The sequence below is a fragment of the Halanaerobium praevalens DSM 2228 genome, assembly GCF_000165465.1.
Classification (GTDB): Bacteria; Bacillota; Halanaerobiia; order Halanaerobiales; family Halanaerobiaceae; genus Halanaerobium; species Halanaerobium praevalens.
On the sequence record NC_017455.1, the window covers coordinates 2,278,179 to 2,290,421 of the forward strand.

Consider the following 12,243-nt stretch of genomic DNA (forward strand, 5'->3'; position numbering starts at 1 on the left):
TTTCAGAGCTTTTATTGCTGCTCAATTATAGAAAAAATAATTATTATATTTTGAATATTTAAAAGGAAAAATTGAACTTAGGTAGAACTATAAAGTAATAGTATTTTTGATTTTACTTAAAAAAGGGGGAATTAAATTGAAAAAGGGGCTTTCTCTTATCTTATTACTTGTCATTTTTTTGGCACCCGCTGTCAGCGCTGATCGAGGCTCAATTCCATTTATTCAAGATATTGACATTTTCGAACCTAATCAAGATGCTTTAATAGCTTGGAATGGCGAAGAAGAAATTCTTATTTTATCGACAAAATTATATTCCTCTCAACCGACCAAAGTTCTCCAAGTCTTACCTTTACCAAGTGAACCAGAAGTTAAAAAATCAAGTCGTGATATCTTGAGAAGAGCAAATGAACTAATTTTTAAAAATTTATTTAACGAGTTGAGACTACCAGTTTTAAGAAATTCAAATCCAAAAGTTCCAGCTGCTGAAATTAAAGAAGAAGTTGTAATCGGCTCACATGATATTTTAGTTCTAAAAGTTTTAAATCAAAATGATTTTGTTGATTGGGTAAATAATTATCTGCAGGAAAAAGGACAAAAAAATCCTCAAATACCTCTTTCACTCCAAAAAACAATTAATAATTACATTAAAAAAGGTTATAATTATTTTGTTTTTGATACAATTGAAGTTGGCCCTGAACCGAAAACAAATGAGGCTATTTCTTATCAATTTAAAAGCAAAGAATTATATTATCCCTTAGAAATCACAAAATCTGATCACGGCCAAAGCGAAATTAGTTTACTAATTTTAACAAATAAAAATTTAGTTAATTATCAAGGCTTAGCTCAAAATAGGATTAAAACTAAAAATTCTGCTCTTAACCTAAGTCCAGAGCAGTTGGATTATATTTCTCCTGTTTTTGTTAATTTCTTTAGCCAAAACATTGAATCGGAAGTGATTGAGCCGCAAGTAAAACTTTTAAGTTGGTCGATTAAAGATGATTTAGCAAACTTCGACCAGGATTTAATTGTTGATCATCAAATAGAAAATTTATTAAAAAATCAATTTAATTATAAAGGAAGAACTTATGTAGATTTTAAAGAAGTAGAAAACTATCCTTTTTCAACACCTGAAAAATTAACCACTTTAAGCGGCCAAGTTGAAATGAGAATGGGCAGCAGAATGTTCCCCTGGTTGGCTGCTTCTATTGAGGGTAAAGTATTATTTAATGCTCAAACTAAAAAGTTGATTTCCAATTTTGCTGATCAAGGTCAGTACCATAGAGTTAGAGGCTATTATCGACCAGAAGCCGAAATTGGAATGAGAGATCCCATAGACTCTATGCCGGCAATGGTTAAAATCAAAAATGTCTTTTATGTAACTGAGATCAAAGGTTGGAAACCATATAGTGGTCTAGCTTTAAGGAGTAATGGCAGTATCAGTAATACCAGAACTTATTTGTGGTTAAAAGAGGATTAGCTTTGAAAATAATAGCATCTCAGTTAAAAGGAGATGCTATTATTTAAATTATTTAATTATTATTAAATAGATCTCTGGTATAAACTTTTTCTTCAACATCTTTTAATTCAGGTGCCATTCGATTAGCAATAATAATTTCCGACTGGGCCTTAAATTCTTCTAAATCTTTAATAACCTTTGATCTATAAAAATCATCAGCAGCTAAAGTTGGTTCATAAACTACTACTTCTATTCCTTTAGCTTTGATTCTTTTCATAACTCCCTGAACTGATGACTGCCTAAAGTTATCTGAGTTTTTCTTCATAGTTAAACGATAAACTCCTACTTTTTCAGGCTTTTGCTGCACAATCATCTTAGCTATATGATCTTTTCTGGTTCTATTTGCATCTACAATTGCCTGCATAATATTATTTGGCACATTTTCGTAATTAGCTAATAACTGTTTAGTATCTTTAGGCAAACAATAGCCTCCATAACCAAAAGAAGGATTATTATAGTGATCTCCAATCCTTGGATCTAGGCCAACACCTTCAATTATTTGTTTACTATCTAAGCCGCGGACTTCAGCATAAGTATCTAGTTCGTTAAAAAATGAAACTCTCATTGCTAAATATGTATTAGCAAATAATTTAATGGCCTCAGCTTCAGTGGAATCTGTAAATAAAAGATCAATATCTTTTTTTAGGGCTCCTTCGACTAATAAATTAGCAAATTCCTTTGCTCTTTTTGATCTTTCACCAACAATAATTCGGGAAGGATAAAGATTATCATAAAGAGCTTTACCTTCTCTTAAAAATTCTGGTGAAAAAATTATATTTTCTGTATCAAATTTTTCTCGCAGCTCTGCTGTATAACCAACTGGAACTGTTGATTTGATAATCATAACAGCATCCTCATTAAAAGAAAGCACATTCGCTACAACAGCCTCAACTGTTCTGGTATTAAAATAATTTTGTTCTGGATCATAGTTAGTTGGTGTTGCAATAACTACATAATCAGCTTCCCGATAAGCTTTTAAAGAATCAGTTGTTGCTTCTAAATTTAATTCCTTGTTTGCTAAATAATCTTCCAACTCTGCATCAACTATCGGTGATTTTCTTTGATTAATCATTTCTACTTTTTCAGAAACTACATCTACTGCTGTGACTTCATGGTTTTGAGCAAGTAAAACTGCATTAGAAAGCCCAACATAACCTGCCCCAGCAACCGTAATTTTCATATTATCATTCTCCCCTGAATATAAATTTTATTAATGAATTATTTCTCAAACTTAATTTTATTATAAAAACTTATGATATTCAAATCAAAATTTTTGGATTATTATTCTAATCTTCCCGCATAAATTCTCTAAAGAAAACTATAAAGACTGCTAACATAAATGCTAAAACAGCTGCTATTGCCATGTTTAATTTAAGATTAGGACTTATTTTATTTTCTGGAGAATAAGGTTTATCAAGTATTTTAAGTGAATAAAACTTTAGTATTTTTGACTCTTTACTTTCAATTTCTTTTCTCAAATCTCTTTTAGAATTTTGTAAAGAAGAGTTTTGTTGAACTAATAGAGAAGTACTATCTAATTTTCCAGCATCTCTACTTTTATTTATTAACTGCTGATTATTATCTAAATCAGAATTTATATTATCTATATCACTTTTTAGGTCTGAAATATATTTTCTTTCCTGTTTTAAAATATTTTCAAAATATTGATTAGAATTATTTTTAAAATTACTAATCAAGTTGTTTGCTATATTAAATGTTAATTCTGGTTCATTATTTTTAACCACTAGTTCAATGATTGAGGTTTGGCCTATTCTTTTAACACTTATATTATTATTAATATAAGTGTTCAATCTAGATGCTGATATATCAATGTCCAAATCAGTCATTACTTCTTGCATCAAATCTGTACTACTTAAAAGTTGAACTACTGTATTAGGATCACTATATAAGCCCTCATAATTAGAAAGTTGAATCCTGGCTTTTGTCTCATAAACTGGCTCAACTAAAAAAGAACTATATAAGAAAGCAGTAATTATGGCTAAAACAACTAAACCACCTATAAATAATTTATTCTCCCAAAGCAGCATTATATATTCCCTTAAATCAATTTCATATTCATCATAATAATTTGAATTTGGCTGTGGTTCTTTTTCCATTTAAAAATCCCCCATTTTATCTTTTTTATTAAAACTAAAAATTTATTATTTAAAAGTTATTTGCTGCAGCTGATTAAAATCAATCTCTATAATCTCTGCGGCTGCAGGCCAGACAATTATTTTCTTATTTTTTAAATTAGACTTAATTGCAGAGCCTTTGACTCTATTGATTAAATAAAGATCCTCTCCAGCTAAATACTCAATCGATTTGATATTATTATAATTAAGATTAACTGAGCTGCCTAAAGAAGTATTCAGACTAATACTTTTTTCTACAGGGTTAGCAAAAAAGAAGTCTCCATTTTTTAAACTAAGTTTAAGCTCTTTATTATTACTAAAAGCATCTGTCTTTGAAAAATTAATACTTGCTATCTCAGTTGCTGCTATCTTTTTATTTGCACCTCCACTGGAAAAACTAATCTCAGTCATTAATTGACCACTAAATTTATTATTAGCTGCTGCTTTAAATTTGAAAATACCATTTTCATTTTTAATTTTAGTTAGGTATCTACTTTGAATATTTAATTGAGCATAATTAGTTTTTAATTGAAGTGTATTGTTTTGTACTTCTCCCCTCAAATTATTACCAGCTTGAAGTTCAATTTGATCTGCAAAAATTGGCTGACTAAAAATTGAGCTAAAAAATAAAATCATTACTAATAAATATTTTACTTTTCTCCTCATTTTGCTTCCCCCTTTAAATATTTAAGTCTAAATATTTTTATTCTTCCAGCATATTATGAAGAATACTAGAAACAAAACTAACAATTATTGAGGCAATTAAAGCTGAAAAAAAGCCGCTGACAGCAAAACCAGGTACTAAAACAGATGTTAAAGCTAACATGATTGCATTAATAACTAATAAAAATAAGCCAAAGCTTAGAATTGTAAATGGAATGGTCAAAATCGTAAAAATTGGTCTAATAAAACCATTAACAAATCCTAAAACTACAGCTGCAAAGAAACCAGCCCAAATACCACTGACTGTAATTCCTGCTAATAAATAAGAAGCAACTAAAAGGGCCACCATAGTTGAAAATACTTTTGCAAAAAATTGAGACATCTAAAATACCTCCTTAATTAATCATCAAATATAGATTTTAATTACATAATTTAGTTACTATTTTTTATAATTAAAGCTTAATAACATTATACCTTTTTTGAAAAAAATGTCAAAATTAAAAAAATGAGAAAAAATGATTTATTTATTTTATTTTCAAAAATATAGTTGACAGTTCTAGAATACTATATTATAATTAATTCACAGTAAATCGCTCAACTTTTAGATTTAAGCTTTAAAATTCACAGGAGGTTTTTAAATGATTTTCGAAAATATAACAGAATTAATTGGAAAAACACCTTTGGTTAAATTGAATAACTTAGTTGAACAAGATTCTGCAGAAATAGTTCTCAAACTGGAGAGCTTTAATCCTGGAGGTAGTATAAAAGACAGGATTGCCTTAAATATGATCCAAAAAGCAGAAGAAAATGGGGATCTAAAAGCAGGTGGTACAATAGTTGAACCAACAAGCGGTAATACTGGGATTGGAATTGCAATGGTAGGAGCTGCTCGTGGTTATCAAGTTATTTTGACTATGCCAGAATCAATGAGTGAGGAAAGAAGGAAAATGTTAAAGGCTTATGGTGCTGAATTAGTTTTAACAAAAGCTGAAGCTGGAATGAAAGGTGCCATTGCTAAAGCTGAAGAAATTGCTAAAGCTAGAGATGGTTTTATACCGTCTCAATTTACTAATCCTGCTAATCCTGATGCTCATCGCAAAACTACAGCTCAAGAAATAATTAAAGCCACAGGAGCTAAAATAGATTATTTTGTGGCTGGTATAGGTACTGGCGGCACAATTAGTGGAACTGGTAAAGAACTTAAAAAGAGAGTTAAAAACTTAAAAATTATAGCAGTGGAACCTACAAATTCAGCTGTGATTTCTGGTGAAAAAGCTGGATCTCATAAAATCCAAGGAATTGGAGCTGGCTTTATTCCTGAAGTATTAAATACAGAAATTATTGACCAGGTAGCAAAAGCTGATAATGAAGAAGCTTTTAAAACTGCTCAAGACTTAGCTGCCAAAGAAGGTATTTTAGCTGGTATTTCTGCTGGTGCAGCAGTTGCTGTTGCCTTAAAATTAGCCAAAAAAGTTGGAGCAGACAAGAGAATTGTGGTTATTTCGCCAGATACTGGTGAACGCTATTTATCAACTGGAATTTTTGGCTAAACTAATAATTTAAATTTACTTTATAATTTTTGTCTAAATTTTTATTTTAAATTTTACCCCGATAATTTAAATATAGAAGAATTTCCCCTGTGAAAGGCCCGGAGGACCCCCAACCTACCGGGCCATTTTTATAATAAAAATTTATAATAAAAAAATGACAGTTCCAATTTAAAATAGAAAGCTGTCACTTATTTAAGTTAATTTTAAACTACATCTTCATAATTTGATTTAGTTAAAATTTCTTTTTTTAGTTTTAAAAAATCATTTTCTAATTGAACCAGCTTATCTGCTACTGGATCTGGAAGATCTGCATGTTCTAAATCTCTTTCTGGATGAACTCTTTTGCCACCTCGACTAACAATTCTACCTGGAATACCAACTACAGTAGAATTTTCGGCTACATCCTTTAAAACAACAGAACCAGCCCCAATTTTAGAATCCTTAGCTATTTTAATTGAGCCTAAAATTTTTGCTCCTGCCCCAATAACTACATTATCTCCAATTGTGGGGTGCCGTTTACCTTTTTCTTTACCAGTTCCACCAAGGGTTACACCTTGATAAAGGGTTACATTATTTCCAATTTCAGTTGTTTCTCCAATTACAACTCCCATTCCATGATCTATAAAAAAACCACAACCTATTTCTGCTCCAGGATGAATTTCAATTCCTGTTAAGAAACGTCCAATTTGCGAAATAAGTCGCGGCAGAGTCCTTAAACCATGCTTATATAACCAATGTGAAAGCCGATGTAATAAAAGTGAATGTAAACCAGAATAAACTAAAAGTACTTCTAATAAATTATTAGCTGCTGGATCACGAGCAAAAATTGCTTCAATATCACATTTTAAGGTCTTAAACATTACATTCACCTCCATAAACTAAGCTGAAAGTATTCTTTAATTTTTATTTTTAGAAATAGTAAAACCAATATCAGTTCGATAATGCATATCCTTAAAATTAACTTCATCAAGGTAACTATAAACTTTATCAATCACATTAAAAATACCTTCTCCTACAACTGTCAGCCCTAATACTCGACCACCAGCAGTATAATAATTACCAGCTTCTAAACTAGTAGCTGAATGAAATAAAATTAAATCATCATGATATTTAAGTTGATCTAAACCTTTAATTTCATAACCAGTTTTATAAGTTAAAGGGTAACCCGCAGAACTTAACATAACACAAACAGCATCACTATCATAAATTTCAATTTCTTTTTTATATTTTAATTGGACAGCATTAGTCATTTGCATTAATTCTATCAAATCTTCTGCTAATAGGGGCATAATAACCTGTGTTTCTGGATCACCAAAGCGGGCATTATAATCAATTACCTTCGGTCCGTTTTCAGTTAAAATAATTCCCACATGCATAACTCCCCGATAATCAATTCCTTCACTATTTAAAGCATGCAGAGTTGGCCGTAAAATTTCTCTACAAATTTGTTCCATCATCTCTGAATCAACATAAGGAGTTGGCGAGTAAGCACCCATTCCACCTGTATTTGGACCTTCTTCTCCTTCAAATACTGCTTTATGGTCTCTGCTGCTGGTAACAGGCAAAATTGTCTGACCATCTGTTAAAGCAAAAACAGAAATTTCTTCTCCTTCAATAAAATCTTCCACTACAATTCTATCTCCAGCATCTCCAAAGGCCTTATCTTCCATAATTCTTGCCACAGCAGTTTGAGCAGCTTTATAGTCAGAAGCAATAATAACCCCTTTGCCGCCTGCTAAACCATTTGCTTTAATAACCAAAGGATAATCGGCATTTTGAAGGTAATTTAAAGCAGTGTCTGGGTCTGTAAAGACTTCATATTCTCCAGTTGGGATCTTGTATTTATCTAAAATATTTTTAGCAAAGGCTTTACTTCCTTCTAAAAGGGCAGCCTGCTTTTTGGGACCAAAAATGGGAATATCTCTGTCCACAAAGTAATCGACAATACCTGCAACTAATGGTTCTTCTGGGCCAACTATGGTCATTTTTATATCCTGTTTTTGAGCAAAATATGCTAAAGCTTCAATTTGATCTGCCTCAATTGCAATTCTTTCGGCAATATTTAGCATCCCGTCATTCCCTGGAGCTACAAAAATCTTATCAACTTTTTCACTCTGATAGAGTTTCCAAGCTAGAGCATGTTCTCTGCCTCCATCTCCTACTATTAAAACCTTCATAACCGATCCTCCTTATCATTTATTATCTAATAAATGCCTGTTTTCTGCCAGGTCCAACACTAATTATTTTAGCTGGAACTCCAATTAATTCTTCTATTCTGGCAATATATTTTTTAGCATTTTCTGGTAAATCATCATATTCCCTAATTCCAGTTATATCTTCTTCCCAGCCAGCCCATTTTTCGTAAACTGGTTCATATGGAATTTCACTTTCTAAATAAGGTGGGAATTCTTCTACAATTTCTTCTCCATGCTGATAAGCTGTACAAACTTTAATCTCATCCATACCTGTTAAAACATCAATTTTGGTTAAAGCTATTTCGGTTAAACCATTAACTCGAACTGCATGTTTTAAAATCGGAATATCTAACCAGCCGCATCTGCGAGGTCGACCAGTTGTTACTCCAAACTCATGTCCCTTATCTCTTAGATATTCTCCCCACTCATTATCTAATTCGGTTGGGAAAGGGCCAGCTCCTACTCTAGTTAAATAGGCTTTAGTTACTCCAATTACATCATCTATAGTTGTTGGTCCAATTCCAGTTCCAGTACAAACTCCACCAGCAGTTGGATTAGAAGAGGTAACAAAAGGATAAGTTCCATAATCAATATCAAGTAAGGTTCCCTGAGCTCCTTCAAAAAATATTTTTTGATTCTTTTTATTTGCTTGATTAAGTAATAAAGAAGTATTTGTTACATATGGTCTTAATTTTTCGATATATGGTTGGTATTCTTTAATGATTTCATCTACTTTTAGTTTTGGGGCATTATAAACCTGATCTAATAATAGATTATGGTAATCAAGTGCTATTTCTAATTTAGCTCTTAATCTGCCTTCATCTAAAAGGTCGGCAATTCTAATACCGCGGCGGGCTGTTTTATCAGTATAGCAAGGACCAATACCTTTACCTGTGGTCCCAATTTTATTATCACCTTTACGCTTTTCTTCTAAAGCATCAATCATTCTGTGATAAGGCATAATTACATGCGCTGTCTCTGAAATATAAAGATTAGCTAATGAAATACCTCTTTTTTCTAAACCTTCCATTTCTTCTACCATAGCTTGGGGGTCAATTACTACTCCGCCCCCAAGTACAGATTTTTTATCTTCATATAAAATTCCAGAAGGAATTAGATGTAATTCAAACTTTTCATCATCTACTATAACTGTATGGCCAGCGTTATTTCCGCCCCCATAACGAACTACTAAATCTGCAGTTTGGGCCAGCATATCAGTAATTTTACCCTTACCTTCATCTCCCCATTGTGCACCAACAACTATCTTATTAGACATTTAATTTCTCTCCTCACTTATTCTTTTAAAAATATTTAAATTTAGTATCTTACTTATAGTTTAACAAATATTAAGCAAAGATGCATCCTTTTCTCTAATTGATTTTTATGTTAAAAGTTCAGTTCTTTTAAAAATTTGATCAATATTTTTTAAATAGGCTTCCCAATCAAAAATTTGATCAAGTTCTTTTTCTGTTAAATATTTTTTTATTTTCTGATCTGAACTAACTAATTTTTTATAATCTTTCTTTTCTTCCCAAGCAGTCATTGCATTTCTTTGAGCTAATTCATAGGCATCTTCTCTTCTTAATCCTTTTTCAACTAAAGCTAACATTAGCCGCTGAGAAAAGGTTAAACCTAAAGTCTTTTCTAAATTAAGCTGCATATTTTCTTCATTAACTACTAATTCTTCCATTACCTGATTAAATTTATAGAGCATATAATCAAGTAAAATAGAACTATCTGGTAAAATAACTCTCTCAACCGAAGAATGAGTTAAATCTCTTTCATGCCAAAGACTAATATTTTCTAAAGCAGGTACTACATTACCTCGAATGACTCTAGCTAAACCGCTTAAGCGTTCACAAACAATCGGATTCTTTTTATGAGGCATTGCTGAGGATCCTTTTTGGCCTTTGCGAAATCCTTCTTCAACCTCTAAAATATCAGTCCGCTGTAGATTTCTAATTTCAGTAGCAAATTTTTCAATAGAAGCTGCTGCTAAAGCAATTCTTTCTACAAAATCTGCATGTCTATCTCTTTGCAAAATTTGGGAGCTTACTTTGGAATTTTTCAAACCTAAAATTTGGCAAACTTTCTTTTCTACAGCTGGATCTATTGTTGCGAAAGTTCCTACTGCTCCAGAAATCTGGCCTACAGCTACAACTTCTTCTAACTGTTCAAATCTCTTAATCTGTCTTTTAATTTCTTGGTACCAGTTTAAGACTTTAAGCCCCCAAGTAATTGGCTCAGCGTGTACACCATGAGTCCGGCCCACCATAATTGTATCTTTAGCAGCTAATGCTTTTTGGCCTAAAGTCTCTTTTAAAGCTTTTAAATCAGTTAAAATTAACTGACAGGCCTCCTGCATCTGAATTGAGCGAGCTGTATCTTTAATATCTGAAGAAGTAACTCCTTCATGAATAAAGCGAGATTCTTCGCCTAATTTTTCGGATATCCCTTCAATAAAAGCAATCATATCATGTCTAGTTTTGGCTTCAATTGCTTTAATCCTCTTTAAATCAACTACTGCTTCTTTTTCGATTTTATCAACTGCACTTTGCGGAATTTCGCCTAAATCAGCCCTTGCTTTTAAAATAGCAAGTTCAATTTTAAGCCAAATTTCATATTTCCTTTTTTCACTCCAGATATTTTCCATTTGACTGCGACTATACCTTGAAAGCATAAAAAATCTCCCTCTCTCTTATTTAATTAAATTAAATTTTAGCCTCAAAAAAATATTAGGCTTATCTCAGCTGCCAAATTTTAGCACTGATAAGCCTAAAGTTAAATTTTCTCTTTTTTTCAGTTTAATATTAGCAGATGCAGTGTTTACTGTCAAGTTAAAGCTTCTGCTTACAACCCTCATACTTTTACTTCATTATACCACAATTTAAAAATTAATTAAATCAAATCAGCCTTAGTTACTGCTTGAATTTTAGGCCAATAACAAGTATAATTATTAATTGCGATTGAAATTTTATTTAATTTTTCTTAAAAAATCTTAAAACTCTGATATAATGAAGTTAAGATTTAAGTTTTTGGAAGGTTAAAAGGTGATATTATGAAAAAAAATTATTATAAAAAAACCATAGATTTAAGTGAAGCTGAAAGTAGACAACTTTTAACTTTAGGTGACAGTTTAATTGAAAAAGGATTTTTGCGTCAGTTTTCTGGTCAGCAGACTAAAGTTTTACTTTATCTGTTAACACATCTAAAAGAGGCTAATAAAATTGAGATCCAGTTACCTTTAGCTGCTGGTTCTTTGGGGCTTGAAATGAACGAATTAAAAAAATCTTTAAAAGGGCTTAGTCAGCTGGGAATTATTAATTATCAAAAAACTGAACAAAATAACCTTTTTAACTGTTTTCTAAATTTAGAAGCTGTTTTAAAAACTGAAAGTCAACTGGAAAAAGAAACTGAAACTCAGATTACGGGAACTGAAGTAAGGGAACAGCTAATTAAAAGCAATTCGGCGTCTAAACGAGAGCTGGCCTCTGCTTTAATTTCTTTTCTGCCTCCAAATAACCGTAATCTCCACCGGAGGGAAGAAATTAAAAGCTGGCTTAATGACTTTGAGCCCCAAATGTTAAAGGAATTAGTAAGAAGAGTAGATAAATGGCTTAAAAGACAAGGTGGAAATGACCACCTGCAAGGAGCTTATGCTTATCTGAAAGCAATTGTTAACAATTGGTATCAGGCAGAAATTACAAGTTATGAAAAACTAAAAAAACAAGATAAATTACACCGTGAAACTAAAGAATTAGCCCGTGCTTATGGAATTAGATCATTTTCTTCGAATACAGCCCAGCTTAAGACTTTTCAGGCTTGGTTAACTGGTGAGCAGGCTTTAAGCAAAGAATTAGCTTTAGCTGCCATTAGAGAAGCTGTCCGCCGCAAAAGAGATGGTCAGCCTTCTTTAAAATATGTAGAAGATAATTTTATTAATCCAATTAAAGAATTAGGGATTAATAATTTAGCTGATTTTAGGCGCTGGCTGCAAAAAGAAATGGACGGCCAAGCTGGCGATGCTGATCAAAGAGATCAGGCTAAAACAAAATCAGAGGCTAAGCAAAATAATTCTAAAACTAAACAAAGAAAAAATAATACTAAACAAGATGATAATAATTATAAATGGAAAGACTTTTTTATTGATTTTGATAAATATAAAGAATAAGAATAGAAAGGGG

The 12,243-nt window shown here is 31.7% G+C and carries 11 protein-coding genes; 3 read left to right on the forward strand and 8 right to left on the reverse strand.

The window, feature by feature from the left end; genetic code table 11:
• Positions 1–136: 136 nt before the first annotated feature.
• A complete protein-coding gene (locus HPRAE_RS10630) occupies positions 137–1,477 on the forward strand; it encodes a DUF2330 domain-containing protein (RefSeq protein WP_014554210.1) in 1,341 nt (446 codons plus the stop codon).
• A gap of 52 nt (positions 1,478–1,529) precedes the next feature.
• Here HPRAE_RS10630 and HPRAE_RS10635 read toward each other — a convergent pair whose 3' ends face one another.
• The 4 genes from HPRAE_RS10635 to HPRAE_RS10650 form a co-directional block, all read right to left on the reverse strand.
• Entirely contained in the window at positions 1,530–2,696 is a 1,167-nt protein-coding gene (locus tag HPRAE_RS10635; protein WP_014554211.1) for a nucleotide sugar dehydrogenase, read from the reverse strand.
• Positions 2,697–2,802: 106 nt separating this feature from the next.
• A complete protein-coding gene (locus tag HPRAE_RS10640; protein WP_014554212.1) occupies positions 2,803–3,633 on the reverse strand; it encodes a YveK family protein in 831 nt (276 codons plus the stop codon).
• Between the two features lie 45 nt (positions 3,634–3,678).
• Positions 3,679–4,317, reverse strand: a complete 639-nt coding sequence (locus HPRAE_RS10645; protein ID WP_014554213.1) for a hypothetical protein — start codon at positions 4,315–4,317, stop codon at positions 3,679–3,681.
• 37 nt (positions 4,318–4,354) lie between these two features.
• On the reverse strand, positions 4,355–4,696 hold the full coding sequence (locus HPRAE_RS10650) for a phage holin family protein (RefSeq protein WP_014554214.1): 342 nt from the start codon (positions 4,694–4,696) through the stop codon (positions 4,355–4,357).
• Between the two features lie 256 nt (positions 4,697–4,952).
• Between HPRAE_RS10650 and cysK the strand changes: the two genes are divergently transcribed.
• Positions 4,953–5,864 carry a cysteine synthase A gene (cysK, locus tag HPRAE_RS10655; protein WP_014554215.1) on the forward strand — a complete coding sequence of 304 codons (912 nt, stop codon included), beginning with the start codon at positions 4,953–4,955 and terminating at the stop codon, positions 5,862–5,864.
• A 203-nt stretch (positions 5,865–6,067) separates the two neighbouring features.
• On the opposite strand, the gene cysE is transcribed toward cysK, so the two are convergent.
• The 4 genes from cysE to purB all read right to left on the reverse strand — a co-directional run bounded on the left by cysE (position 6,068) and on the right by purB (position 10,739).
• The gene (gene cysE, locus HPRAE_RS10660) at positions 6,068–6,724 is read right to left on the reverse strand and encodes a serine O-acetyltransferase (protein ID WP_014554216.1); all 657 of its coding nucleotides are present in this window, start codon (positions 6,722–6,724) and stop codon (positions 6,068–6,070) included.
• Between the two features lie 36 nt (positions 6,725–6,760).
• Complete coding sequence (gene purD / locus HPRAE_RS10665) at positions 6,761–8,041, reverse strand: phosphoribosylamine--glycine ligase (protein WP_014554217.1); 1,281 nt, start codon at positions 8,039–8,041, stop codon at positions 6,761–6,763.
• Between the two features lie 22 nt (positions 8,042–8,063).
• Positions 8,064–9,335, reverse strand: a complete 1,272-nt coding sequence (locus tag HPRAE_RS10670) for an adenylosuccinate synthase (RefSeq protein ID WP_014554218.1) — start codon at positions 9,333–9,335, stop codon at positions 8,064–8,066.
• Between the two features lie 105 nt (positions 9,336–9,440).
• Positions 9,441–10,739: an adenylosuccinate lyase gene (purB, locus tag HPRAE_RS10675; protein ID WP_014554219.1), complete on the reverse strand. Its 1,299-nt coding sequence runs from the start codon at positions 10,737–10,739 to the stop codon at positions 9,441–9,443.
• 378 nt (positions 10,740–11,117) lie between these two features.
• Between purB and HPRAE_RS10680 the strand changes: the two genes are divergently transcribed.
• A complete protein-coding gene (locus tag HPRAE_RS10680) occupies positions 11,118–12,230 on the forward strand; it encodes a DnaD domain protein (RefSeq protein ID WP_014554220.1) in 1,113 nt (370 codons plus the stop codon).
• The last annotated feature ends 13 nt before the right edge of the window (positions 12,231–12,243 follow it).

Excerpts from the sequence above, each read along its gene's own strand:
- HPRAE_RS10635 (WP_014554211.1), bottom strand. The coding sequence starts at position 2,696 with ATGAAAATTACGGTTGCTGGGGCAGGTTATGTTGGGCTTTCTAATGCA.
- HPRAE_RS10640 (WP_014554212.1), bottom strand. The coding sequence starts at position 3,633 with ATGGAAAAAGAACCACAGCCAAATTCAAATTATTATGATGAATATGAA.
- HPRAE_RS10645 (WP_014554213.1), bottom strand. The coding sequence starts at position 4,317 with ATGAGGAGAAAAGTAAAATATTTATTAGTAATGATTTTATTTTTTAGC.
- HPRAE_RS10650 (WP_014554214.1), bottom strand. The coding sequence starts at position 4,696 with ATGTCTCAATTTTTTGCAAAAGTATTTTCAACTATGGTGGCCCTTTTA.
- cysK (WP_014554215.1), top strand. The coding sequence starts at position 4,953 with ATGATTTTCGAAAATATAACAGAATTAATTGGAAAAACACCTTTGGTT.
- cysE (WP_014554216.1), bottom strand. The coding sequence starts at position 6,724 with ATGTTTAAGACCTTAAAATGTGATATTGAAGCAATTTTTGCTCGTGAT.
- purD (WP_014554217.1), bottom strand. The coding sequence starts at position 8,041 with ATGAAGGTTTTAATAGTAGGAGATGGAGGCAGAGAACATGCTCTAGCT.
- HPRAE_RS10670 (WP_014554218.1), bottom strand. The coding sequence starts at position 9,335 with ATGTCTAATAAGATAGTTGTTGGTGCACAATGGGGAGATGAAGGTAAG.
- purB (WP_014554219.1), bottom strand. The coding sequence starts at position 10,739 with ATGCTTTCAAGGTATAGTCGCAGTCAAATGGAAAATATCTGGAGTGAA.
- HPRAE_RS10680 (WP_014554220.1), top strand. The coding sequence starts at position 11,118 with ATGAAAAAAAATTATTATAAAAAAACCATAGATTTAAGTGAAGCTGAA.